We start from the raw sequence: 26,069 nt of genomic DNA on the forward strand, positions 1-26,069 counted from the left end.
GGATCTATGACCACCTTTGACATAGCAAATCGTAGTAAAAAGCCCCGAGTACACTTTGAGTATTAATAAAGCTGGGTGCGCTGGCCAATAAGTTTTCGGAGTTATGACCTTCCTGTTAATTCTAAATTTGAATATACGAGGAATACCCTTATAAAACAGGGGGTTTAGCCTACCCCCTTTTGCAAAGGCCTTGCCCTGACTGGTATTTTCCGGTTCAATCGACCTTTTTACCCACGGGCAATCCGCCCTATTTCCCCCTATTTTCTGCGTGCAAGGAGCCCGCGATGAGCCAGATTTTCGAAGATAACTCCCAAACCATAGGCCGCACGCCACTGGTTAAACTTAACCGCCTGACCGACAAAAATGTCTATGTAAAGCTGGAGTCCCGTAACCCAGCCACATCGGTCAAGTGCCGTATTGGCGCCAATATGATCTGGGACGCTGAAAAGAATGGCACCTTAAAGCCTGGCATGACCGTAGTGGAGCCCACCAGCGGCAATACCGGCATTGCCCTGGCCTTCGTCTGTGCTTCCCGCGGCTACAAGCTGGTGCTGACCATGCCTAATACCATGAGCCTGGAACGCCGTAAGCTGATTAAGGCTCTCGGCGCAGAACTGGAGCTAACCCCGGGCGAGAAAGGCATGAATGGCGCCATTGCCAAGGCCGAGGAAATCGCCGCTAAAGACCCGAGCAACACCTTTATGCCGCGCCAGTTTGACAACCCGGCTAACCCGCAGATTCACGAGCAAACCACTGGCCCGGAAATCTGGAACGATACCGATGGCAATATTGATATCTTTGTTGCCGGCGTGGGTACCGGAGGCACCCTGACCGGTGTTGCCCGCTATATTAAAGAAACCCAAGGCAAGGCCATTGAAGCCATTGCCATCGAACCCACCTCCTCCACCATTATTAGCGCCGGCCTGAAGGGTGAAGAGCCCACTCACGCCCCACACAAGATTCAGGGTATTGGTGCGGGCTTCCTGCCGAAAAATCTGGATATGAGCCTGGTGGATAGCTGTGAACAAGTCGGCAATGAAGAAGCCATGGAGTACGCCCACCGCCTGATGAAGGAAGAAGGCATTCTGGCGGGTATTTCCAGTGGTGCAGCAGTAGCAGCTGCCATTCGTGTGGCGGAGAAGCCTGAGAATGCAGGCAAGACCATTGTGACTGTATTGCCTGATTCTGGTGAGCGCTACCTGTCTAGTCCGTTGTTTGCCGAAGCCTTTACCGAGAAAGAGTTAGAGCAGTAATTCAACGTTGGGGTCCGACCCCAGGGCTGGCACAAGCTTTCACTAGGTATCACAGAAATGGGATCTGACCCGCAGGGTCAGACCCCGGACATAAAAAAACCGAAGCATGGGCTTCGGTTTTTTTATGTCTCATGACCTTACTTACTTTACGACCCGCAAGCTCGGACGCGGCTTATCACCTTCCGGCGGCTCGGTTGGCTCTGGCGGCTCCGGATCAACTTCAGGCTCCGGCTCAAAGATCATACCCTGACCGTTTTCCTTGGCATAAATACCCAGAACACCGGCATAAGGCACGTAGATATCGGTAGGAAGGCCACCAAAGCGGGCATTAAAACTTACCGCACCGTCTTCAACCAGCAGACCACGAATGGCGGAGGGGGCAACATTAAGCACAATCTGACCGTCCTTATTCACATGCTCAACCGGCACCTGAACGTTTTTGGCATGGGCATCCACTAACAGGTAGGGAGTGCAGTCGTTATCAACAATCCACTCATAGATAGCGCGGATCATATAAGGGCGGCTGGATGTCATCGCCATAGAATTATTAAGCTCCATCATTCTGGCATGAAAGGTCACATGCATTGTCATATGTGAGAACACGCGACAATAAAAAGGGGTGACATGTCACCCCTCCCTGGAAACTCACCTTAGAGGCGCATTTCCTTTTCAAATTCCGTCAGGCTTTCCTGGAAAGACTCACGTTCAAACAGACGGTCCATGTAATCCAGCAGCGGCTTGGATTGCTTGGTTTTCGGCAGTTTGATGTCCAGCGCTTCCAGACGCCACAGGATAGGTGCCATAGCACAGTCCACAATGGTGAACTCTTCGCTCATAAAGAAAGGCATTTCAGTGAAAATCGGAGCTACTGCCAACAGACTTTCTTTCAGTTCTTTACGGGCTTTGGCAACGGATTCCTTGTTCTTGCTGTTCAGAATCACATCTACCTTCGGGCTCCAGTCCTGCTCGATACGGTGCAGCCATAAACGGCTTTGCGCACGGGCAACCGGGTAAACCGGCAACAGTGGAGGATGAGGGAAACGTTCGTCCAGGTACTCCATCATCACCTTGGTTTCATACAGCGCTAAATCGCGGTCAACCAGGGTTGGCAGAGAATTGTACGGATTCAGTTCAGCCAATTCCTCTGGCTTGTTCTTTGGATCTACATCGATAATATCCACGGAAACGCCCTTTTCCGCCAGCACAATGCGGACACGATGGCTGTAATGATCACGGCCATCAGAAAAATACGTCATGGATGAGCGCTTAGCCACAACACCCATTAGCTTCACCTCAATTTTTACTAGTTAAAAACACAAAAGCAGAAACACAAAAGGGCGGCCTGCGATTATTACACCACAGGTCGCCCGACATACCGAAAACGCAGAGTTAGTGGATATCTCTCCAGTACTCGCGGTTCAACAGGTATGTAAATACAAACAGTACCAGGATAAACAGCAGCACATAAACGCCCAGGCGCTCACGCTCTACCGCTACCGGCTCAGCGATGTACTCCAGGAAGTTCACCAGGTCGTATACGGCCTGATCGAATTCCTCGGTGCTCATAGAGCCCTTTACATCGCCAACTTGCAGACTGCCACACTCTTCGTTGATCAGCGGGTCACCCAGCTCATCACGCATTACTTTGCCGTGTGAATCAATCTTGTCACCAGCAGCACACTCAGGCAGACCTTGCAGCTCCATCATCACGTGGGGCATACCAACCTTGTCGAACACCTTGTTGTTAACACCCGTTGGACGGGTGTCATCGGCGTAGAAGTTACGCAGGTAGGTGTACAACCACTCAGGGTTACGAGAACGAGCAACCAGAGTCAGGTCCGGAGGCGTAGCACCGAACCAACCTTTAGAGGTTTTGGCGTCCATCGCAACGGTCATCAGATCACCGTATTTGTGGTCAGCACTAAAAACCAGGTTCTCCATCATATCCTTTTCAGGGATACCCAGGTCATCCGCAACACGGTTGAAGCGGGAAAACTTGGCGGAGTGACAACCCATGCAGTAGTTAGTGAACCACTTGGCACCACGCTGCAGAGACTCTTTATCGGTCAGATCCGGCGTCATCTCATCACAAGGGATGGAACCACAGGCGAAAGCACCACCCGCAGCAACTGCTTTAATAGGCACAACAGTCAGGATAACGAACAGCAGGAAGCCGCCCCATACCAAGTGCTTGCCCAGACCTTTGGATTGAACACGCTCTGGCTCTTGCTCTACACCGTCTTTGGCGGTTAACCAAGGGGTAACAGCAACAAAGACAGACAGCAGCAGACCAAACACAGTCAACACAACAGAGCTGTAAGCTACATCGGTGAAGAAGGTCAGGTACAACAACTGCAGACCCAGCAACAGGGAAATAATCACCTTCGGCAGGCTGGTCGGGTTGCTCTGCGGGTTAGAGAAGATCGGCATCTGAATAAAGAAGGCGAAGTAGTATACGGTCGCCAGCTGAGACAGAATGGTACGCTCAGGCGTTGGGGATTTAACACCCAGGTAACCCAGTACCACGAACATGGCCGCGAACAGCATCAGTGATACGCGAGGCATAAAGCCTTTGTAACGCATCGACTTAACCGGGCTCTTATCCAGCCAAGGCAGAACGAACAGCACAGCAATTGCACCGCCCATGGCTACCAGACCCAGGAACTTGGCGTTCAGTACAGAGCTGATATCGAAGGTTACCGCACGCAGTACCGCGTAGAACGGAGTGAAGTACCATACCGGCGCAATGTGCGGTGGCGTCTTCAGGCCATTCGCTTCTTCGAAGTTAGCGTACTCCAGGAAGAAACCGCCCATTTCTGGCATAAAGAAGATCACGAAACAGAACACAAACAGGAAGACACTTACGCCAACCAGATCGTGAACGGTGTAGAACGGGTGGAAAGGTACGCCGTCTTTTGGAATACCGTTTTCGTCTTTGTTCTTCTTGATCTCAACGCCGTCCGGGTTGTTGGAACCCACTTCGTGCAAGGCCAGGATGTGCATGACAACCAGAGCCAGAATCACGATAGGCAGCGCAACAACGTGCAGGGAGAAGAAGCGGTTCAGGGTAGCACCGGAGATCAGGTAGTCACCACGGATCCATTCAACCAGTGCGTCACCGATGTAAGGAATCGCACCGAACAGGGATACAATTACCTGAGCCCCCCAGTAAGACATCTGACCCCATGGCAGCACGTAGCCCATAAAGGCTTCGGCCATCAGCGCCAGGTAGATAGTCATACCGAAGATCCACACCAGCTCACGTGGCGCCTTATAGGAACCGTACAGCAGGCCACGAAACATATGCAGGTAAACCACCACAAAGAAGGCCGAGGCCCCGGTGGAGTGCATATAGCGCAACAGCCATCCCCATTCCACATCACGCATGATGTATTCAACAGAGGCGAAAGCTTCTTCCGCGCTTGGGGTGTAACTCATGGTCAGCCAGATACCGGTCAGCAGCTGGTTAACCAGTACTAAGATCGACAGAACGCCGAAAAAGTACCAGAAGTTAAAGTTTTTCGGGGCGTAGTACTTGCCCATGTGGGTATCCCACGCGCGCACAACAGGCAGACGCGCATCAACCCAACCAATCAGATCGGTCATCCATTTATTCATGCTTAGGCCTCCTGATCCACGCCGATGACGATAATGCTGTCATTCTCATAGGAATGAGGCGGCACTTCGAGATTAACCGGCGCAGGTACACCTTTCAGTACACGACCTGCCAGGTCGAATTTGGAACCGTGACAAGGGCAGAAGAAGCCACCCAGCCACTCAGCACCGCCGAGATCTGCTGCGCCAACTTCAGGGCGGAACATCGGTGCACAACCCAGGTGAGTACACAGACCCAGTAGAACCAGGATCTCTTCCTTACCTTCGATGGCACGAGCAACGCCTGATACATATCCAGGTTGCTGCTGTTCGATAGACTCTGGGTCACGTACCTTGTCATTCATTTTCTCAAGGTTGGCCAGAATCGTGTCATCACGACGAACGATGTAGACAGGTTTGCCACGCCATTCAACGGTGATCATTTGACCGGGTTCAAGCTTACTGATGTTCGCTTTAACCGGCGCCCCTGCGGCTTTCGCCTTGGCACTTGGGTTCCAGGAACCCACGAAAGGAACTGCTGCGCCCACTGCACCGGCAGCACCTACAACCGAGGTAGCCGCGGTGAGGAAGCGGCGGCGCCCCTCATTTACTCCGCCATTGCTCATGACGTTTTTCTCCCATAGCAGCGCTACTGAAAACAGTAACTAACTGAATTTCAAAGGTTTACGGTTGGTGATTTTGTTATGGTAAAAAATTTGGCACATATTAAAGAAGTTGCCCGGCGCTGACAAGGAGAGACCCCAGTGTTCACAGGGGTTTTAGCTGATTCGCGTCAAGGCAAGGGTAAAAAAAAGCCCAGACTGAAATCCAATCTGGGCATTTTTTGAACATTAACTTCTTTATGCTGTAGCAAAGACCACAACAAAGACCAGAAATTAACGTTTTGAGAATTGTGGCTTCTTACGTGCTTTACGCAGACCCACTTTCTTACGCTCAACTTCACGTGCGTCACGAGTAACGTAACCTTCAGCACGCAGTGCAGGACGCAGAGATTCGTCGTACTGCATCAGAGCTCGAGTCAGACCGTGACGGATAGCACCCGCCTGACCGAAGCTACCACCACCTTTAACAGTGATTTTAACGTCGAACTTGTCGGTCATTTCAACCAGCTCAAGTGGCTGACGTACGATCATACGAGCAACTTCACGACCGAAGTATTCGTCCAGAGTACGACCGTTAATAGAAATAGAACCTTCGCCCTGAGTAATGAATACACGAGCGGTTGAGGTTTTACGGCGACCAGTACCGTAGTATTGAGTAGCTGCCATTGTTATCCGCTCCGATTAGATATTCAGTTCTTTAGGCTGTTGAGCAGCATGTGGATGCTCGGTACCAGCGTAAACTTTCAGTTTTTTGAACATAGCGCGACCCAGAGGACCTTTAGGCAGCATGCCTTTAACAGCGCTCTGAATAGTGCGCTCAGGAGCCTTCTCGATCAGCTTTTCGAAGCTAATGGACTTCAGACCACCAGGGTAGCCAGTGTGGCTGTGGTAGATCTTGTCTTTGGCCTTGTTACCAGTCACGTGTACTTTCTCAGCGTTGATTACAACGATGTAATCGCCAGTGTCTACGTGAGGGGTGTATTCGGGCTTGTGCTTACCGCGCAGGCGGCTGGCGATCTCAGCGGCCATACGACCCAGAGTTTTGCCTTCAGCATCAACCACGTACCAGTCTTGCTGGACTGATCCGGGCTTGGCAGAAATAGTCTTCATGTTGTATTTGCCTATAAATTAACGGCACCTGTGTATTTGTAGTTGGCGCCTAATCAATGTGTTTCAAAATTGTGCAAAATCGCTTGATGGCATAACCCATCAACAAAGCCGTTTGGGACACTGTTCAAGACAGGCACTAAAACGGAGCGCGGATTCTATAGGTTTTGATGGGGAGATTCAAGGATTTAAAGGAATTGTACAGATGGGGTCTGACCCTGCGGGTCAGACCCCATTTAAATCACGGTCTATGCGGCTCTGCCAGATACTCCTGACTCTGCATCTCCAGCAGTCGACTGGTCGTCCGCTCAAACTCAAAATTCAGCTTGCCGCCCGAGTAGATACTCTCCAGCGGCTTCTCGGCAGAGACCACCAGCTTGACGTTGCGGTCGTAGAACTCATCGACCATATTGATAAAACGCCGGGCCTGATCATCGGTTTCGCGGCCTAATTCCGGGATATTGGCCACCAGTACCGCGTGGAACTCCTTAGCCAGCTCAATATAATCATTCTGGGAACGGGGGCCATCACAGAGGGCCATAAAGTCAAACCAGACCACGTCTTCTGCCTCAAAACGGGCCTGAATCGGGCGCCCCTCTACCTCAACGTCGACATTGGCCCGGATCTCCTCTTTATCCGGCACCAGGCTTTCAAAGCTCTTCAGCAGGCTGGCATCGGCGGCATCATCCAGCGGGCAGTGGTACAGCTCCGCCTGTTCCAGGGCCCGCAGACGGTAGTCGGTACCACCATCTACATTAACGACCAGGGTGTATTTATTGAGCATATCGATGGCTGGCAGGAAGCGAGCCCGCTGTAAACCATCCTTATAGAGCCCGTCAGGCACAATATTGGAGGTCGCCACCAGACTCACGCCACGGTTAAACAAGCCCTGCAGCAGAGTCGAGAGGATCATGGCATCGGTGATATCGGAGACGAAAAACTCATCAAAGCAGATCACCCTTGCCTCATCGGCAATACGATCAGCAACAATCTCCAGCGGGTTCTTCTCATTCTCCAGGGTACGCAGCTCCTGGTGAACCCGGCGCATAAAGCGGTGGAAATGGGCACGCATCTTCTGTGGGAATGGCAGACTCTCGTAAAAGTTGTCCATCAGGTAGGTCTTGCCACGGCCTACGCCCCCCCAGAAATACAGGCCTTTGACCGGTTCTTTGGTCTTTTTGCCCTGCCCCAGCAGAGATTTCAGCCAGCTCTTTTTAGCCGCTTTCTCCTGCTCATAGTCCGCCACCAGGGCATCATAGAGCTTTTGCAGGTGACCAACGGCCTCCTCTTGAGCAGCATCGTAATTAAAACCTTCACGTTCCAGGTCGCGCTTATAGCGCTCAACAGGCGTCATATTCATGAGAATTTGGGGATCTAGGGCAATAAACGGCGCACACTTTAGCGATGCAGAGCCAACCAATCAAGTCGACGTCATCAGCCTGTCAAACCCAGCTGCTAGCCTGGTGCGGCATAGAACTCGGTCACAGACTCGAGCCATAGCAGGCAGAAAAAGATTATTTTTATGCCACTTAGCCGAAAACCATTATAATAATGGTAGAGTTTAATAACGCCGCCCGATCAAGGAATGTCGGTCTGCGGTTTAAAGATGTATACAGAAGCTCGAAACGAGTTAAGGAGACCCCGTGTTTGAACTCAGTACCCTGATTGCCACTGGTGTAGCTGGCCTGGTCGGTGGTTGTGTTATCGGCGCCCTGCTGGCCCGTACCATGCACCCGCAAGAACAACAAAACCGTGAGCTGGAAACCCGCCTGCAGCAAGCCGAAGAAAAGCTGAATGACTACCAGCATGAAGTGACCGAGCACTTTGCCGAAACCTCGCAGCTGGTTAACAACCTGACTCAGAGCTACAAAGAAGTGCATGAGTTTCTGGCCAATGGCGCCCTGAAGCTGACCAATCCGGATATCAGCCGTCAGATCATTGAAGCCGGTGACGGTAAACTGATTTCCCGCGATAAAGTCAGCGAAGAAGAATCGCCCGCTGAACCACCTCGCGACTGGGCACCAAAAGAACCCGGTGAAACCGGTCAGTTGAGCGAAGAATTCGGGTTGGAAAAAGAAGAAACTCCACCTACCGCACAAGCCAGCTGATTCGACCCTCGGATTCAACTAAGCGCCGGTAACACTTACCTAATTACCGGCGCCTTTCACGTATTACTCCCGCAAATTTCACGCTAAAGACGTCCCGCTATCTTCAGGCACAGCATTTTCCTATAATAGCTATTCTGTTTTCAGACTGATCGACAATACGGAGTGTCGCTGTGCCGTTAGGACGTAAACTATCACGCTTCCTGCAATATGCAGGTTGGCCCACCCTGACAGGCCTGCTGTTAGGCGCAGTTGTGATATTACTGCTGCCACACTACACCAATGATCAGTCTTCCATACCGGGTCTGGAAAACATCAGTTTAGGCAATTTATCGCCACGCAGTGATTGGGAGGGTCGTACCTCCTATGCCGATGCTGTGCGCCAAGCCGCGCCTGCGGTTGTTAATATCTACACTCGCAAAAAGCTAAAGCGCCGCCGCCACCCTTTATTCGACGACCCACTGTTTCGACATTTCTTTAACAATTCCAACCTGCCCCAACAGGAACGCATGCAGTCGGCGTTGGGATCGGGGGTTATTATTCAGGACGATGGTTATATCCTCACCAACAACCATGTGATTGATGGTGCCGATGAAATCGTTGTACTGACTCGCGGCGGCCGTGAAGCACAAGCCAAACTCATTGGCACCGACCCGGAAAGTGATCTCGCGGTTTTAAAAGTGGAACTCGACAATCTCACCAGTATTACCATTGGCAATCCGGATGCAGCAAGAATCGGCGATGTGGTACTGGCAATTGGTAACCCGTTTGGCGTTGGCCAAACGGTAACCCAGGGCATTATCAGTGCAACTGGCCGCTTTGGGCTCAACCTGAATACCTACGAAGATTTTTTGCAAACCGATGCGGCCATTAATCCCGGTAATTCCGGCGGTGCGCTGATTGATGCCTACGGCAACTTACTGGGTATCAATACGGCAATTTATGATCAAACCGGATTTTCTGTCGGCATTGGTTTTGCCATTCCCGCTGATACTGCACTGCAGGTAATGAAGGACCTTGTCGAACACGGTCAGGTTATTCGCGGCTGGCTGGGCATTGAAGCACAACAATTATCCCCGCAACTCGCCAAGTCCTTTAATATTGAAGTCACCAACGGTGTGGTGATTACCGCGATTTACAATAATGGTCCCGCCCATCGTGCCGGATTACGTCCAGGCGATGTCATTACCCATATCAATAAGCAGCCGATTGGTGATGGCCGTCGCGGCATGAATCAAATTGCCTATACACGCCCCGGCACACAAGTATCCGTTTATGTCTTGCGCAACGGTCAACCACAAACCATTGTTGCAACCATTGGCAGTAAACCTGTTTCAAGTTAATAACAATCCCCTTGTCGCTTTTTACATCCAACTGCTCATAACCCTGTCGCTGCTAATAAGAGATAAAAATAAAAAAAAGCCTTGCCCCCAAGCCTCACCATCTATACTCAAAATATCCCCGCAGGTTAGACACTTAGAAAGACTTCCGGTAACGAGGTAACCACTGGAGAGCTGGTTTTATGTCTGAAATACCGCGAAAGTTGGCCATCTACGATGCCAATCATCACGATAAAACTCCGGAACTACCGGTGTGTAATCAATGGCAACTTATCCAGTGTGATCATCACAACGCCTTAACAGAACATCACGATTGTGGTGTTGGCATTGCCTATTTAGCCGGCGCCAGTAAAGACGAGATTCAAGCCAGTGATGAATTCTTCTACGCCAATGACTGGTTACACTGGATTGCCATCATTGATCGTCAACAAATTAACTGGAACGTCGTCATCCATTTTATTACCCAACACTGTTACGACTATCATACGCTACCCTTCTATAGCAGCCAGCAATTGGAAGCAGCGATTGGTCATGCCCACGGCATGCATTTACTTCAACAATGCGATCAATACGAGCACAACAACAGCTTCAATGAGATGGTTGCCACCAGCAATATTATGCTGCAACTTTTTCAAACTATTCGCCGGGTATCCCCTGTCGATGCCCCCGTATTAATTACTGGCCCCAGCGGCACAGGTAAGGAATTGGTTGCCAAAGCTATTCACCAACGTTCGCAACACCATAAAGGCCCTTTTATTGCCGTCAACTGCGGTGCGATTCCTGAAAACCTGCTGGAATCAGAATTATTTGGTCACACCAAAGGCGCATTTACCGGTGCCAGCCGCCATAAAATTGGCCGTATCGAAGCGGCAGCAGGCGGCACCTTATTACTTGACGAAATCAGTGAATTACCCCAAGAACACCAAGTAAAGATTCTGCGTTTTTTGCAGGAAGGCACTATCGACCCTATCGGCGCTGTTGAATCCCACAAAGTGAATACTCGGGTAATTGCAGCCACTAATAAATCATTGCAGGAAGAAGTGGATAAGGGGTTATTTCGCGCAGATTTATTCTACCGCTTAAACGTACTATCACTGGATGTTCCCGCATTGAATCAACGCGGTGAAGATATAGAACTATTAGCAAAATATTATTTAGAAAAATTCCGTGCCGATAGCCAAGGTGATATCCGCGGTTTCAGCCGCGATGCCCTGCAAGCTTTACGTCAATATGAATGGCCCGGCAATGTTCGCGAACTGATAAACCGGGTAAGACGCGCCCTGGTTATGTGTAATGGCCGCTGGATTGGCCCTGAAGACCTCGGTATTGGTTTAAGTCTAAATACTATGGACCTACTGCCTTTGGAAAAGGTACGCGAACAGGCGGAACAACAAGCCCTAACCAACACGCTACAAAAAACCGGGCACAATGTCAGCGAGACAGCCCGTAAGCTGGGTGTGTCACGCATGACCTGCTACCGCTTAATTGATAAGTACAACCTGATGCAATAACCAACTGCTGATTTAAAACGTCACTCGGTGTCGCATGTCAGTGACACCTTATACACGCTCCGCTAACTTATTGAATTACGATAACTTTCTCAGCCAAAACCTGATCCAGGCGAATAAATCGATATTCTTTTGTTAACCTGCGGAGACAGGTTAGTTGTCATATAGCCAATATTTCCATCTAAATCACCCGTAAACTCAATAAGTTCAATGCTCCAACAATAGGCACTGTTTATGCATAGTATTTATAGAATACTTTCATGAATAGTTTATGGATAAGTTTTCCACAATTCTCACAGGTAGATAACTCATCTAATCACTCCATGGCCGTTAAGAAAAGACCTCGCGTAAAAGTACATCTTTGGGATGAAGATAAAGGCGAGGCTGAATATCGGGACAGAAAGGACAAGCCCAAGGATAGACTGGACACTGCTGATAGCGATGAAGAATCAGCGGCAGAGGAGACTGATTTCGAAAATCACATGCAGGAACCAGAGCCAACACCAGAAAGTATCGGCCAGAAACTTAAACGCTTCTTAAGGGAAAACGGATTACTCCCCCCCAAGAAATGACCATCCTATTCAACTATCTTGTTGCTTCGGTTCGGATTTAGCCTGCCGATGCTCTTGCTCCAGTCGCTGGGCTCGATCGAGGTTTTGGGCAGCTTTCTTATAAAAGACCGGGCTCATATTGATCGCTTTCTCAAACAGCTCTATGGCTTTTTCATAATCACTTTTTAACATAGCAATGTAGCCTACATCGTTATAGGCTTCTGGGTCTTTCAAGGTATAGGAGTAGGTTTCCAGAGCGTCCTGATATTTTCCCAGCCAGGCTTTAGATAACGCCAAGTTCGTCCGAATACGTTGGGATTCAGGCGCGAGCGCATAACCTTTAATTAATATATCTTCTGCCTCTGTATACCTGTGAGCCATCATCAGGGAGTAGCCGTAATTGTTATACACAGCCGATTCGTGCTCCGATAAACTCAATGCCTCTTTATAGGCTTCTTCGGCCATCACATAGTGGCCTTGTATATCTGCGATAATGCCCAGGCCATTCCATGACAGACTGCAGTAACGTTTTTGCTCTGCCTCTATCAGGTAATCACTTTTGGTTTCCACGCCAGCATTTTTTTCCACACGACTATCTTCAGGCAACGCATCAGCTTCATCGTTACCTGTAATCACCTCTTCCGTGATAGTCCGTGCGTTCCCCATGCAAAAGGGCTCCCGCGTAATGCCCATATACTGCTGACCAGCCTTATCAATTTCACCCTGACGTAAATACAGCGACCCTATCCCCCAACGGGCTGACAAGTCTTTAGGGTTCTTTTCCAAGGCTTTTTCATAGGCATCCATCGCGGACGATAAATCGCCATCGGCTTCAGCTCTTTTGGCCGCATTAACGACCGACTGAATATCGTCAGGAATTACAAATTCTTTGGAAATTTCTTCAATGACTTTGTCTGTGGCACAACCAGACAATAAAAAGACGTATAACAATACCGCAAAGCGCATACTGCTCTCCTGCTCTTTCATTTATCAGTCAGCATCCATACCAAGATGGCTGAGACTGTTTTAAACCATATAAATGCAGAGCAATGCACTTTACTGCGTTAGAGCTACCTATAATAACAAAGGCATATACCCACTACTGCGTTACGATCAATGCGTTATATATATTGACCGCGGCTGGTCCTAGTATCACTAAAAATAGTGCAGGGAAGATAAAAAGTACAATGGGAAATACCATTTTCACAGGGAGTTTTGCGGCTTTTTCCTTAGCTCTCTGAATACGCTCACGGCGCATTTCATTGGCCTGCTCCCGGAGCGATGCAGCCACACTGGTACCAAAATGTTCCGCCTGCACCAGGATACTTACCAGGGATTGAATTTCTGTTAATCCCGTACGATCAGCCAAAGCCTCCAGCGCATCTTGCCGCGCCTTACCCGCTCGCAACTCCAGATTAACCAGGCTGAGCTCTTCACCCAGCTCAGGAGCAGAGTATTCCAACTCTTTAGCGACTTTTTGTATCGCACCATCCAGCCCTAAGCCCGCCTCGACACACACAACCAGCAAATCCATGGCATCGGGAAATGTTTCCGATAACACTCGCTGCCGACGCTGAATATGCTGGTACAAATAAATATCGGGCAACATAAAACCAATTAGGGCACAAACGCCCACACCAATCATCAACGGCGTACCCTCGGCTTGCAAATTACCAAATAGCAGCAGCGGCAACACCAACACCACCGGTACAAGCATCGCCATAAAGGCCTTGGCACTGAAGAAAATACTTAACGCAGCAGGATGCCGATAGCCAGCCCTGACAAGCTGGGTTTTAAAACGTGAACGCTTCCACTCCGCTGAAGGCTGTACCAGTTTGGCTACCGGTTCTACCCAACGCACATCAAAGTTACCCTGACGATAATCCATTTGCCGACCGGGGGAATAGTCCCCGGTAACTTCTTTCAAGCGTCTATCGACCGGACTTGAAGTTCCCATCAACCAGTAGGCACAACTGCCAACTCCCAGGGCTACAGCGATAAACACTAACGCCAAAATTACCGTGGGGCTCGTAGCCACACCGACGATCATTGCCATAAGGCTTTCTACAGTCACGGTTTTCTACCTCCTAGCAGGGCCAATTCGGGCATCAAACCCTGAAACTGACCATCCGCCGTACAATAATAAAGCCCAGCACCATGAAGAAAATCTGTGCTCCAATCACAATGGTACCGGCATCGCTTTCCAGCAGAACGCTTAAATAGTCCGGGTTAACCAGTAAAATGGCACCCGCAACAAAAATCGGCAGCATAAATAACACCATGGCCGATTGCCGCATTTCCGCTGACAGGATACGTATTTCTTTTTGTGTTGACGCACGAGCGCGAATAATGGCTGATATACGATTGAGAATTTCAGCTAAATTACCACCGGTGCTGCGCTGCAAAATAACAGCTGTCACAAAGTAACGTATCTCTTCACTCTGGGTACGCTCATATAAGCCATGCATAGCAAGCTCAAACTCTAGCCCAAAGTTAATTTCATCAAATGTAATCGCAAACTCATCGGAGATGGGTTCAGGCATTTCCTTACCCACTTGTTTAATTGCCGCATTAAACGGATTACCGGCGCGCAAACTACGGGCAATATAATCAAGTGCATCCGGTAATTGTGCTTTAAACATTTCACGGCGAACATCACAGCGATGGCGTATATACCAATAGGGAAGGTACAAACCTAGTGCCAGCCCCAGCAAAATAGCCAGAGTCGGTTCTACGGTTGTAAAACGAGACAGGAAGAAAATACATGCCGCACTAAGAACAACCTGAATCAGCATAAAACGTGTTAGAGAAAGATGTATTCCAGCTTGCTCTATCAGTCGATGCATACTAACCAAACGGGGGACTTCTTTATAAATAGCATCCAGAATGGAAGAACTACTCAGGGTTTCTGTTCGCAACAGGGAAAGCGCTTCCTCTCTACTGACACCACTGGCATAAAGTTGCTGCAGTCGCTTACTGGTTTTCATCCTTCCGGGGAGGTTAATACCTCGCCACAGTAAGTAAGCGCCATAGATAAACGCCACTACGGTAACAAAGATCGAAGCCAGCACCAATAGCACATTAGTCTCTGACATAAGCGTTACTCCTCAGTCTACCCGACCTTACGTTGCCACCTAGTGGAAACGCCGCTCAGGATCGAAAAGATGTAAATCCAGTTCTATGCCCCGCTCACGGAAGCGATTCAACATAAGTGGGCGAATACCCGTTGCCATAAACGAACCAATAACCTTGCCGTTACTATCAACACTTTCACGTTGGAAAGCGAAGATTTCCTGAGTGTTAACCACATTACCTTCCATACCAGCAATTTCTTGAATACTACTGATTACCCTATGACCATCGGGTAAGCGCTCCAAAGAGACAATCAAGTTAAGCGCTGCCGCAATTTGTTGGCGTACAACCAATGACGGGATATCAATGCCACTCATCCCCACCATATGCTCCAACCGGGTTAATGCATCTCGAGGCGAATTCGCGTGAATAGTTGTCATGGAACCTTCATGACCAGTATTCATCGCCTGCAACATATCCAATGCTTCACCACCACGCACCTCACCGACGACGATTCGATCAGGCCGCATACGCAAGGCATTTTTTACCAAATCACGCTGAACTACTTCACCCTCTCCTTCCAGATTAGGCGGGCGGGTTTCCAAACGCACGACATGGGGTTGTTGCAATTGCAGTTCTGCCGAATCCTCAATAGTGATAACTCGCTCTTGGTGGGGAATGTAACTGGACACCACATTCAACAACGTCGTTTTACCACTACCGGTACCACCGGTAATCAAGATATTGACCCTGGCATGGACTGCTGCCCGCAGAAAATCTGCCATAGGTGGCGTTAGTGTTTTAAAGTTAATCAGGTCTTTTACCAGATAGGGATCAACACTGAATTTACGTATCGACAGAATCGGACCATCAATAGACAGCGGCGGAATAATCGCATTGACCCGAGAACCATCTGCCAGTCGGGCATCTACCATCGGGCAGGATTCATCAATACGCCGCCCCACGGCATTGGCAATTTTCTGAATTATGCGCAGCAGATGATCATTGTCCTGAAACGCAATACGGGTTTTTTCCAGTATCCCGTGACGTTCGACATAGACCTGTCCGGAGGTATTTACCAAGATATCGGAAATCGTTGTGTCATTGAGTAAAGGCTCGATTGGCCCCAACCCCAAGACTTCATTTTTAACATCTTCGGTAAGCTGTTCCCGCTCGTGTTGATTCAGCGCCATTTCATCTTCGGCGATAATATCCTGAATCAATACCCCGATTTCGCGTTTGACGCTGTCCGCATCCAATTCTTCTAGCATTTTCAGGTTCATGGAATCCATTAAGCGATGGTGAACTTTGACCTTGGCCTCGTTCATCTCAGACATGGAACGCATTCCAGAGCTATAAGAAGTATACATAATCACCTCGGTCGCTTTTCATCCAATAACAGTTACCTAATGCAGGGATTTCGGTTGTTGAGTCTCTCCTCGGTGCAATAAGCGGGCAAAGAATCCTGGTTGCGGTTTCACTTCACCGTACTGGCAGGCCCAGATATAGTCACTGAAATGTTCCATATCTTTGGTCGCTTTTGATTTGGACTCAATCTGATCCAAAGACACGCCCATATCCTGAGAGGCCAGCACCGTTTGAAAATCGTTGCGAATACGGTGAATTTTCTCCCGTCGCATAGCTTCTTTGAACTTCTCAAAATCGACGCTATTGGTTTTTGCCATCGCCCGGTTATTGATCAGCTCAACCTTATCGACACCAACACCCATATCCGGGAATACCCGCATCATCATCTTGGCATTCTTAATCGTGGACAGGTTATTCTGCATCACCATCATAATATGCTCGGAGAACTTCAAGGTGTTGACCGTCCAGGGTAAAACCATCATCGGTAAATCTATAAACACAAAATCGTAATTAGCGACAATGGTTTCCAACAGCTTGTTGACATCATTTGGGTTGATATCCAACACCGCATCCATACTGCTGGGGGAAGCCAGAAGATCCAAACCGCATTCGTGCTTGGTCATCAAGGCATCTAAAAATACGCCATCCATACGATCGGCCTGCATCAAGGCATCGATGATGGTAGCCTCCGGTTTAAGATCAAGATAAAGCGCCGCATCACCAAACTGAAGATCAAAATCCAACAACGCCACCTTGGCTTGATATTTCATCACCAGATTACACGCGGCATTAATGGCAATAGTGGTAGCACCACAACCACCCTTGGCATTGATAAAGCTGGTGGTACCCGCCAAATTACCCCGCTGATCGGTAATACGTCGGCGTTTTTCTGACAAGACCTCCGCCAGCAGCATGCCCAATTCCTGCCGATCAAGTGGGAAAGGCAAAACATCCCGAACCCCTGCCCGCATTAGACGCCGAGTGGAATCTGCATCCACCATTTTGCGAATCACAATGACAGACATTTGGCCATGATGACTTTCTATAAATTCAGCCAACTCCTCGAATTCATAGGCATCGCCACCATTCATCTGATAAATCAGAACATCGGGGATTTCAGATTCTGCCAAAATCGCGATCTGCTCACCGTTGTGCTTGTCCAGCATTCGGTGCTCAGCGCCTTCGATCTGCGAGACACACGCGGACACCTCTTCTTTAACGTCTTCAGACATAAATAAGGTGGTTACATGTAAATAGGTAATCATATTATTCCCCTGCGCTAATGCTATTTATCGTAATGAAAGCTACCCATCGTTAATCACTAATATCCTGAACAATACGTTCATCAGAAATTTTGCCGTCATCCTTTCTGTAGGTTTCTGCCACCTGAGCACCTTTAGGGCCATCCAGAGCAGAGATCATAGGTGGCTGCCCATCTGGATTAATAGTTTGATCCTGTTGGTGAGACGCGATGGTGCTACCAAAATTAGGATCATGAAATTGAGAAGCACAGGCAGTACACAGAATCGCTGCCAGTAACACTGCCTGTAGGCTAAGTAATTTGTTCATCGCTAGTAGGCCTCCGCAACCTGATGTCCAAACATGCCATCTATACCAATTCGCGCACTTTGATCATCGCTGGCAGTTGAGGTGTTTTTACTTTTCGGTGTCGCCCGCCACAGACTGGTACCCTGCAGGCGACCTAACAGATACTGATCCAATGCATTTGGAGGTACAAAGGTATCGGTTAGATTAGCCAGGCTACCCGCCTCAACCGGCTTGACTAAGCGTGCTGTTATCACCAGGACCAGCTCGGTTTCTTCCCGCTGATAATCCGTACTGCGAAACAACGCACCCAATATGGGAATATCACCCAAGCCGGGATATTGACTGATCAGGTTATTGGCATTGCTCTGCAATAAACCGGCAACAGCGAAGCTTTGACCATCCCCCATCTCGATGGTGCTTTCTGCACGACGAGTAATAAAAGAGGGAATATTCAAACCACCACCAATATTAAATGCCTGGGACTCATCAATGGCGGACACTTCAGATTGAAATTTCAGGTTTATTTTGGCTTCACTCAGTACTGTGGGTCGAAATTGCAGCCCGACACCAAACTCTTTGAATTCAATGCTGATACCATCGGAACCTTCATCAATGGGAATGGGTACTTCCCCACCCACCAGGAAACTGGCTTCCTGGCCAGACAGTGCAACCAGATTGGGTTCAGCCAAGAGCTTGGCCAGACCTTTTTGTTCCAATGCCTGCAATGTGAGATCGGTTGATGACAGGTATTTATTACTGCCCTTGGCGATATCCAAAATACCGAATGCATTATCAACTACTGCACCGGATGTGGTATCCAGAGTCCAGTTACCGTTTTTACTGACCAGGTCCAAACCAATACCCAGCTCGCGCAAATTGTTGCGTTTGATTTCTGCAACTTTGACTTCCAGCATTACCTGATGGCCGCCGCCGACACTCATCGAGTTAACGATTTTGTCTTCCGGCACGAAGCTCTTGGTAATTTCCATCACAGTTTCCAGGGAAATTGTGCTGGTGACAGACCCCGAAAGAATAACGGAATCGTTAGAACCGCGAACTTCCAACGTGGTTTCCTGGGGCAGGACATCGTTGATTTTACGCTTCAGTCCAGTAAGGTCGTAATTGACTACTACATTGAGCAATACAACTTCGCCAGAACCCTTGCCTCGCAAAGCCAAGTTGGTTCGTCCTGGCGCCTTACCTAAAATAAGCACTTGCCGAGAATTCAGCAGTTTAATATCGGCAACTTCAGGCTCACCAATCACCACCTGCTCCAAGGCTTTATTGGAGTTGATGATTTGGGAACGCCCGATTGACAACTGCAACTCATCTTCTTGAGTTTTGGAGCCAAAGGCAAGTTGATAAGGTTCCGGGGATTGGCTAAAGGAAGGAGGAGATAGCAGGCTGCAGACCAACAGCAGGCACAAGCCCATCAACCTAAACCCTTCAGCATCCATTCTTGTTTGTGTTATTACCCTGGAATTGGCCAGGTTATGTGAACCGTTCATAATGGATCTCGCTTTCGTTTTACATCCGTGTGTGATTACCCGTTATACGGGCTTGATCCAAATGGTCTACTTACCTTGCCAAGTACTACGTCAGCGCTCCAGAGACTTGTTTATTATTGTTATAGCCGTCAGCCTTAGAGCCAGACACCCCAAGCATTGCAATCGACCTACTTACACCCAAAGCCAAAGACGCATCCCTGTCAATAACGGTTAACGGCTGTTAACTGCCAGTTCCCTTTTTACTGCCGCCAGCAGCTGTGGCCTCTTTTGGCAGAACAGGTTTAGCTTCTGAGACCTGTTGTTTTTTCACTTCCAGGCCACGAATGACCTGAACAGAAGGACGACGATAGCGAGTTCTAACGACGGGCTTACGGCCGGTTTCTACCGTCATCAAGTCGTTATAGGCAACCACATCATCCTTCAAAATTGAGCCATCAAATTCGTTGCGCAATAACAGATTCAAATCACCCAGTTGCTGCGCCAGGGTTAAACGTTGACCATCACGCTGAGACACCAATAGGGTTACAGCATTAACAACCCGCGGCTCATCCTCTTCATAGGAACTGATTTGGTCGACACCCAACACATTGACATTTTGTGCAACTACGCGTGTCACTAAGTTTTTATCTTTGCGCCCCACATCGGTGGTATGCAATATATCGACAAAGTCACCCGGTAAAACGAATCCAGCTACACCCTTAACCTCGTTAACACTGATGGTCATCGCCCGCATATCTTCAGGGATTTTGGCTGGCAAACCGCCTCTCGCACCATGAGGCGATAACTTGTGCGGTAAAATCACTTCATTTTCAGTAATAGGCATTAAGGCAATTGCAGGCTGATCACCCAGTACCTGTTGAATAGATGTAAAAGCACCATCGGGAGCCAGATCCTTTTCTAACTCAACCAAACGGATGGCTTTTTCATCAACATGATCACCAAATTCAAGATCTCGGTCGGCAACAACGATATAGGACATATCTGTAGCAGCCGCTGCTTTACGCTCGCTGACCTGATCATCAAGGTAGGTATTGACCAGCTTTACGGACACACCACCCATTACCAACGCCAAAACGAGAACAATTACTCCTCTAACATGCATAATATTCAACTCCTTTCTTCTGACCGCCAGGCAGTCAGAAGAAATAGACAACGGCACTTACCACTGAGATATGAATTTACTTCATTTAAAAGGCTTAGCACTCTTTATGTTATGAACTTATCCGTGATCCAGATACGACCTAATCTTCACAGGTCACATCAACATCATCAGACTCATTCAATTCATTACAGACTGCAGTAAAACCTTGATCTACAGCATCACCAGTGCCTGAAATTGCAGTAATTGCACCTACTGCGATCAATGCCACCAGCAGACCATATTCCACCAGTGCAGCACCTCTCTGTTTTCTGAGCTTCTTCAACAGCTTTCTCATACTTCACCTCCTGATCGATAGCACAGACGCTCACTTTAAATATTAGGCTTGGATCACATTTCCCTTATACAGATTTTCTCTATCCAATTTTCCGCTAACCACCTTGTGGCATCTATATAATTATTTAACTAACGGGGTTTCCGTTTAGATTGAATTCAACATATAAGCTGTTTTTATTTTTAAAATTCTGTCACAGCTGTTTTACATAAAAAGGATGATCTTATTTACAGCCACCCCCTTATAACAAATCAATCAAAACCCTCCACTCCAGAATAATTTCCCGACTGACACAACAAGCTAAAAACACCTCCTCATACCTACCTAAAGGAGCATTTCCTGCTTTTTAATAGCATCCCTTGCTATCAATCCCTACGGTTACGACCTCGCAGGATAAGCTAACAACTTTCATGCATTAACAGCATTTTTGTAATAGTCACTGGCACTTAAAAAAAAGCGTGAAAATGTAATTTTTATGAGGTGCTAATATTGAGTAAAGACAATCAGACGTGCCGTTTTAGTATTTATTTGCCAGGCAGTTATTGCGGCTAATGCATCAACCAAGAGGCATCAAATATGAAAATCAAGCATCGCCAGCGGGGTTCCCAGCTGGTTGAATTTTCTATTTTTGCGGTGCTTTTTCTCAGCCTACTATTTGTCATAATAGAGCTGGCCATTATGGGCTGGGTCAACTTGACTATGCAGCATGCTGTAAGAGAAGGCGTACGCTATGCCATTACTTATCAAACGGATCTCGACCCAGGTGACCCCGATGATCCCGACTATATCCTGCAACGGCAAGTAGCGGTTGTCGAACGTATTCGCGATAGTTCGATGGGACTGTTTGATCAACTTAGCCCCGAGCTGGAAGTTAACGGCACCACTATCACCTTCCCCCCCAATCCTGGAGATTTTGGCAACCCTGGAGATATTCTGGAATTACGTTTCAGATGCAACTGGGAGTTGCTTACCCCCTTCTTGCGAACGTTCTTCCCCGACGGGATTTATAGCTTCTCCGTGGGCGCCACCATGCGCAATGAACTACAACCGACAACCAGTTAAGGTCAAGATCATGCAAACCTGTACCCGGCATCAAACCGCTTCGCAACAGCAAGGCAGCAGCATGGTCGAATTTGCGCTACTTGCCCCGATTTTTATGGTACTTCTATTGGGTGTATTTGAACTGGTGCGAGGCCTTCAAGCCAACAATATTATTGTTAATATCAGCCGTGAAGGCGCCAACCTGGTAACCCGCACCCCCCAGGATCCACAAGATATTATGACCGCGCTGGCCAATACTGCTGACCCACTGGATATGGGAGAGCATGGCATGCTGATGGTGACCGTACTTGAAGGGCAAGATGATGGCAGCATTCAAGCTACGTCACAGTTCCGGTATAACGCCTCAACATTTGATCCTGATAGTCAGGTGTGGGATGGCTGCAGCTCTTGGGCAGGCGACGGAGAATGTACCGGTGGCCTGCCTGCCGATCTCGACAATGACACCATCAACGATATTTTCTGGACCGGCACCAGCGGCGACCCCTTAGCTGAAGGTGAGATTGCCTATGCCTTCGAGGCATTCTACGAATTCGATCCCGTTTTCCCTATACCCTTTAATACCGATGAACCGTTGGAGTTTCATTCACTCTCACTGTTCTAGAAAATAAACCAAGGGGAGCCCCATGGTCAGACACAATTTATTCCAGCGTTATCGCCAGCAAGGCGCCGTTTTTGTACTCAGCGCTCTCTCCATGTTAACGCTGATTTTGTGTGTTGGACTGGCTGTCGACTCAGGTGTTGCCTACGGCGTACGCGCCAAACTTAATGCCGCCACCGATGCTGCTGCCATTGCTGCTGGCCGCGCCATAGCTTTTGGCGAAGACGAAGCTCGGCAAACCGCCGAAAAGTTTTTCTACGCCAATTACCCCGATGGTTATCTGGGCTCGACACCAAACTTCGATCCCGATACCGATATTACGATTGACACATTGGCCGATGGCAGTATCCAAGTGAATATTTCAGCCAGCGCCGATGTCCCCACCTATTTTATGCACCTGGCGGACATTGACGGCCTTGAAGTGGGCGCACTGACCCAGGTCACCCGGCGGGATTTGGATATGGTTCTGGTATTGGATACCTCGGGTTCATTGAACAGCCCTGCGGGAACCCCTACCAAGTTACGTGATGCCTCGGTGAACTTTATCAATAAATTTGTTGATGCCGCTGGGGGCGATCGCGTCGGCTTGGTGGTTTATGCTTCTGGAGCAATTATTGAAGAGCCGATAGATAAAACTGCTACCCGCGGTTTTGATAAAGCACAAGTCACATCCGACATTAACGGTTTAACCTTTAGTGGTATTACCGCCTCTGGAGAAGCCCTGCGCAGAGCTTACGATGAGCTCAATGCCATCCCAGAGGCTTTACGCTCAAGCTTGCGGGTGATTGTCTTTTTCAGTGACGGTGCCCCCAATACGGTTGCCGCACAATTTGCCACTGGCGGCGGATCCATTACCGGCGATTTATTCTCGGAAACCAGCGCCGGCGGACCACCCAATCGCTTGTGGCGCAACGACTTGCGTAATACCTTCCTCGGCACCGCTGGTATTAATATTTTACCTTCTCAGGGCTTGGGCGGTGTCGATACCGACAGTTACAACAACAGCCGCACTCTCACCCCGCCTGCAGGCAGTGCCAATTCCAATACCCGCTGCAATATCAACAAAGCGGGCCGCAATATGGTGGAGAATATGGCAAACACCGTCAGGGATGATGATATCCGGGTATACACCCTCGGACTCGGTGCGCAATTACAGGCACTGGAGGTAGGATTCTGTGGTTATGGATCAGAAGAGGAAGGGGAGAATATTTTAAAACGTTTAGCCAACACCACGGATTCTGACTCCTATGATAGCGACCAATTCCCTGGTTTGTACGTATTTGCCGAAAATGCCGATGAGTTAGACGAGGCGTTTAATACCATCGCCAGTGAAATCCTGCGGCTGACTAAATAAACCAGCCGCAGTCACTTATAGCTTCATCTATTTCTTGATGCGGTATTCTGCCGAACGGGCGTGAGCTTCCAGAGACTCGCCACGGGCCAGTACAGAAGCGGTTTTGCCCAACTCCGAAGCACCCTGCGCAGAACACATAATAATGGAGCTGCGCTTTTGGAAATCGTAAACACCCAGCGGAGAAGAGAAACGGGCTGTACCGGATGTGGGCAATACGTGGTTGGGCCCCGCGCAATAGTCACCCAGAGCCTCTGCAGTGTAACGACCCATAAAGATCGCACCGGCATGGCGAATCTTTGGTAGTAACGCTTGCGGATCTTCGACTGATAGTTCCAAGTGCTCAGGAGCAATACGGTTAATCACTGCAACCGCCTGATCCATATCGGCTACCTTGATCAAGGCAGCGCGGTTTTCCAACGAGGTACGGGCAATGGTTTCCCGCTCCAGCGTCGGTAACAGCTTATCGATACTGGCTTGTACCTGCTCGATAAAATCCGCATCGGGGCAAACCAAAATAGATTGTGCCTGCTCGTCGTGTTCGGCCTGGGAGAACAGATCCATGGCAATCCAGTCGGGATCGGTTTTGCCGTCACACACCACCAGAATTTCAGAAGGACCGGCGATCATATCGATAGCCACATTACCAAAAACGGCACGCTTGGCAGTCGCGACAAAAATATTACCCGGGCCAACAATTTTATCGACCTTGGGTACCGTCTCCGTACCATAGGCAAGCGCGGCTACGGCTTGTGCTCCACCGATGGTAATGACAGTATCCACCTCGGCAATGGCCGCAGCAGCAAAAACCATTTCGTTGATTTCGCCTTTCGGTGTCGGCACCACCATCACGACTTCATCAACACCTGCCACTTTCGCAGGCAAAGCATTCATCAATACCGACGAAGGGTAAGACGCTTTGCCGCCTGGGACATACAAACCCACACGCTCCATGGGCGTAACCTGTTGGCCCAGTACAGTGCCATCGGCCTCGGTGTACTGCCAGGAATCCTGCTTTTGATGTTCGTGGTAACGGCGCACACGATTAGCGGCTGTTTCCAATGCTTGGCGCTGTTCTGCGGAAATAGATTCCAAGGCCTGCTGTAAACGCGCCTGCGGCACAACCAGATCAGCAATAGACGTAGCGCCTAACTGATCAAACTTGTTGGAATACGCCAATACCGCTGCGTCGCCTTCTTTTTTTACACGGGAGAGGATCTCATCAACCGTAGCGGCTACCTGATGATCAGAAACCGCTTCCCACGCCAGCAGATGTTGCAGCTGCTGTTCAAAGTCAGCAGTCTGTGCATCAAGTCGTGTAATGGGTGTTGCGGTATTGGTCATGGTAACCTCATTTACATCTTTAAAAACGGTTGGGCTATCTTTCCGGTGAGTTAGCCAGCTTTTACAGCTTTGCCGATGGCATCAATCACTTGTTGAATAGGTTCGTGCTTCATCTTCATAGACGCCTTATTCACAATCAGGCGTGAGCTGATATCGGCAATATGCTCGCGGGGCTCAAGGCCGTTAGCTTTCAGAGTATTTCCGGTATCGACAATATCAACGATCTCATCACACAGATTCATCAGCGGCGCCAATTCCATCGCACCGTACAATTTGATGATATCGGCCTGGCGACCCTGAGTAGCGTAATAACGCTTGGCAACGTTAACGTATTTAGTCGCAACTTTGATGCGGCCCGGCTTGGGCTCAACACCTTTAATCGCTGCTGTCATCAGTTTGCAGTGCGCAATACTCAGGTCCAGCGGCTCGTATAAACCATCGGCGCCGTTTTCCATCAGTGTATCTTTACCGGCAATGCCTAGATCGGCGGAACCGAATTGCACATAGGTCGGCACATCACTGCCACGCAATACCAGCAGGCGTACACCTTCTTTATTGGTATCAAAAGCCAGTTTGCGGCTCTTGCTGATATCTTCAGCCGGTTCAATACCAGCGGCTGCCAGCAGTGGCAGGGTTTCTTTCAGAATACGCCCTTTGGTCAGCGCAATGGTTAATGTCTGAGACATTCGACTTTACCTTAAGCT

Annotated in this window: 26 protein-coding genes; 8 read left to right on the forward strand and 18 right to left on the reverse strand. The window is 49.0% G+C overall.

The features are described 5' to 3' along the window. Positions 1-284: 284 nt before the first annotated feature. Positions 285-1,253, forward strand: a complete 969-nt coding sequence (cysK, locus tag ACGHZ6_RS17915) for a cysteine synthase A (protein WP_390615383.1) — start codon at positions 285-287, stop codon at positions 1,251-1,253. Between the two features lie 141 nt (positions 1,254-1,394). Here cysK and ACGHZ6_RS17920 read toward each other — a convergent pair whose 3' ends face one another. The 7 genes from ACGHZ6_RS17920 to zapE form a co-directional block, all read right to left on the reverse strand. Beyond that, on the reverse strand, positions 1,395-1,793 hold the full coding sequence (locus ACGHZ6_RS17920) for a ClpXP protease specificity-enhancing factor (protein ID WP_390619184.1): 399 nt from the start codon (positions 1,791-1,793) through the stop codon (positions 1,395-1,397). Between the two features lie 110 nt (positions 1,794-1,903). Continuing rightward, a complete protein-coding gene (locus ACGHZ6_RS17925) occupies positions 1,904-2,536 on the reverse strand; it encodes a glutathione S-transferase N-terminal domain-containing protein (RefSeq protein WP_390615384.1) in 633 nt (210 codons plus the stop codon). Between the two features lie 106 nt (positions 2,537-2,642). Beyond that, positions 2,643-4,871, reverse strand: coding sequence for a ubiquinol-cytochrome c reductase (locus ACGHZ6_RS17930; protein ID WP_390615385.1), 2,229 nt, complete (start codon positions 4,869-4,871; stop codon positions 2,643-2,645). A gap of 2 nt (positions 4,872-4,873) precedes the next feature. Then, positions 4,874-5,473 carry a ubiquinol-cytochrome c reductase iron-sulfur subunit gene (gene petA, locus ACGHZ6_RS17935; protein ID WP_390615386.1) on the reverse strand — a complete coding sequence of 200 codons (600 nt, stop codon included), beginning with the start codon at positions 5,471-5,473 and terminating at the stop codon, positions 4,874-4,876. A gap of 270 nt (positions 5,474-5,743) precedes the next feature. Then, a complete protein-coding gene (gene rpsI / locus ACGHZ6_RS17940; RefSeq protein ID WP_390615387.1) occupies positions 5,744-6,136 on the reverse strand; it encodes a 30S ribosomal protein S9 in 393 nt (130 codons plus the stop codon). A gap of 15 nt (positions 6,137-6,151) precedes the next feature. Continuing rightward, positions 6,152-6,580, reverse strand: a complete 429-nt coding sequence (gene rplM / locus ACGHZ6_RS17945) for a 50S ribosomal protein L13 (protein WP_390615388.1) — start codon at positions 6,578-6,580, stop codon at positions 6,152-6,154. A 238-nt stretch (positions 6,581-6,818) separates the two neighbouring features. Next, positions 6,819-7,931, reverse strand: coding sequence for a cell division protein ZapE (zapE, locus tag ACGHZ6_RS17950; RefSeq protein ID WP_390619185.1), 1,113 nt, complete (start codon positions 7,929-7,931; stop codon positions 6,819-6,821). 289 nt (positions 7,932-8,220) lie between these two features. Here zapE and ACGHZ6_RS17955 point away from each other — a divergent pair, with 289 nt between their 5' ends. The 4 genes from ACGHZ6_RS17955 to ACGHZ6_RS17970 all read left to right on the forward strand — a co-directional run bounded on the left by ACGHZ6_RS17955 (position 8,221) and on the right by ACGHZ6_RS17970 (position 12,102). Beyond that, complete coding sequence (locus tag ACGHZ6_RS17955; RefSeq protein ID WP_390615389.1) at positions 8,221-8,685, forward strand: YhcB family protein; 465 nt, start codon at positions 8,221-8,223, stop codon at positions 8,683-8,685. Between the two features lie 170 nt (positions 8,686-8,855). Then, positions 8,856-10,025 (forward strand): trypsin-like peptidase domain-containing protein, encoded by a 1,170-nt coding sequence (locus tag ACGHZ6_RS17960; RefSeq protein ID WP_390615390.1) that lies wholly within the window; start codon positions 8,856-8,858, stop codon positions 10,023-10,025. A gap of 179 nt (positions 10,026-10,204) precedes the next feature. Continuing rightward, positions 10,205-11,533: a sigma 54-interacting transcriptional regulator gene (locus ACGHZ6_RS17965; protein ID WP_390615391.1), complete on the forward strand. Its 1,329-nt coding sequence runs from the start codon at positions 10,205-10,207 to the stop codon at positions 11,531-11,533. Between the two features lie 257 nt (positions 11,534-11,790). Continuing rightward, complete coding sequence (locus tag ACGHZ6_RS17970) at positions 11,791-12,102, forward strand: hypothetical protein (protein ID WP_390615392.1); 312 nt, start codon at positions 11,791-11,793, stop codon at positions 12,100-12,102. A gap of 9 nt (positions 12,103-12,111) precedes the next feature. On the opposite strand, the gene ACGHZ6_RS17975 is transcribed toward ACGHZ6_RS17970, so the two are convergent. The 9 genes from ACGHZ6_RS17975 to ACGHZ6_RS18015 form a co-directional block, all read right to left on the reverse strand. Next, positions 12,112-13,047: a tetratricopeptide repeat protein gene (locus ACGHZ6_RS17975; protein WP_390615393.1), complete on the reverse strand. Its 936-nt coding sequence runs from the start codon at positions 13,045-13,047 to the stop codon at positions 12,112-12,114. A 133-nt stretch (positions 13,048-13,180) separates the two neighbouring features. Then, positions 13,181-14,155, reverse strand: a complete 975-nt coding sequence (locus tag ACGHZ6_RS17980; protein ID WP_390615394.1) for a type II secretion system F family protein — start codon at positions 14,153-14,155, stop codon at positions 13,181-13,183. A 34-nt stretch (positions 14,156-14,189) separates the two neighbouring features. After that, positions 14,190-15,176, reverse strand: coding sequence for a type II secretion system F family protein (locus ACGHZ6_RS17985; protein ID WP_390615395.1), 987 nt, complete (start codon positions 15,174-15,176; stop codon positions 14,190-14,192). A gap of 39 nt (positions 15,177-15,215) precedes the next feature. Beyond that, positions 15,216-16,490, reverse strand: coding sequence for a CpaF family protein (locus tag ACGHZ6_RS17990; protein WP_390615396.1), 1,275 nt, complete (start codon positions 16,488-16,490; stop codon positions 15,216-15,218). Between the two features lie 69 nt (positions 16,491-16,559). Next, complete coding sequence (locus ACGHZ6_RS17995) at positions 16,560-17,786, reverse strand: AAA family ATPase (RefSeq protein ID WP_390615397.1); 1,227 nt, start codon at positions 17,784-17,786, stop codon at positions 16,560-16,562. 49 nt (positions 17,787-17,835) lie between these two features. Next, positions 17,836-18,090: a hypothetical protein gene (locus ACGHZ6_RS18000; RefSeq protein ID WP_390615398.1), complete on the reverse strand. Its 255-nt coding sequence runs from the start codon at positions 18,088-18,090 to the stop codon at positions 17,836-17,838. Positions 18,091-18,092: 2 nt separating this feature from the next. Next, entirely contained in the window at positions 18,093-19,577 is a 1,485-nt protein-coding gene (locus tag ACGHZ6_RS18005; protein WP_390615399.1) for a type II and III secretion system protein family protein, read from the reverse strand. Positions 19,578-19,797: 220 nt separating this feature from the next. Beyond that, positions 19,798-20,679, reverse strand: a complete 882-nt coding sequence (gene cpaB / locus ACGHZ6_RS18010) for a Flp pilus assembly protein CpaB (protein ID WP_390615400.1) — start codon at positions 20,677-20,679, stop codon at positions 19,798-19,800. Positions 20,680-20,818: 139 nt separating this feature from the next. Continuing rightward, entirely contained in the window at positions 20,819-21,013 is a 195-nt protein-coding gene (locus ACGHZ6_RS18015; RefSeq protein ID WP_390615401.1) for a Flp family type IVb pilin, read from the reverse strand. 573 nt (positions 21,014-21,586) lie between these two features. On the opposite strand from ACGHZ6_RS18015, the gene ACGHZ6_RS18020 reads away from it, so the two are divergent. From ACGHZ6_RS18020 to ACGHZ6_RS18030, 3 genes are read left to right on the forward strand one after another with little or no spacing between them, the layout of a single operon-like run. Beyond that, a complete protein-coding gene (locus ACGHZ6_RS18020) occupies positions 21,587-22,072 on the forward strand; it encodes a TadE/TadG family type IV pilus assembly protein (RefSeq protein ID WP_390615402.1) in 486 nt (161 codons plus the stop codon). 10 nt (positions 22,073-22,082) lie between these two features. Further along, positions 22,083-22,673, forward strand: coding sequence for a TadE/TadG family type IV pilus assembly protein (locus ACGHZ6_RS18025; RefSeq protein WP_390615403.1), 591 nt, complete (start codon positions 22,083-22,085; stop codon positions 22,671-22,673). A gap of 22 nt (positions 22,674-22,695) precedes the next feature. After that, positions 22,696-24,024 carry a VWA domain-containing protein gene (locus ACGHZ6_RS18030; RefSeq protein WP_390615404.1) on the forward strand — a complete coding sequence of 443 codons (1,329 nt, stop codon included), beginning with the start codon at positions 22,696-22,698 and terminating at the stop codon, positions 24,022-24,024. Positions 24,025-24,051: 27 nt separating this feature from the next. Here ACGHZ6_RS18030 and hisD read toward each other — a convergent pair whose 3' ends face one another. Both hisD and hisG read right to left on the reverse strand, forming a co-directional pair. Beyond that, positions 24,052-25,365, reverse strand: a complete 1,314-nt coding sequence (gene hisD / locus ACGHZ6_RS18035) for a histidinol dehydrogenase (protein WP_390615406.1) — start codon at positions 25,363-25,365, stop codon at positions 24,052-24,054. 50 nt (positions 25,366-25,415) lie between these two features. Next, entirely contained in the window at positions 25,416-26,051 is a 636-nt protein-coding gene (gene hisG, locus ACGHZ6_RS18040) for an ATP phosphoribosyltransferase (protein ID WP_390615408.1), read from the reverse strand. Positions 26,052-26,069: the final 18 nt, after the last annotated feature.

This window comes from Maricurvus nonylphenolicus (assembly GCF_042854845.1).
GTDB lineage: Bacteria > Pseudomonadota > Gammaproteobacteria > Pseudomonadales > Cellvibrionaceae > Maricurvus > Maricurvus nonylphenolicus.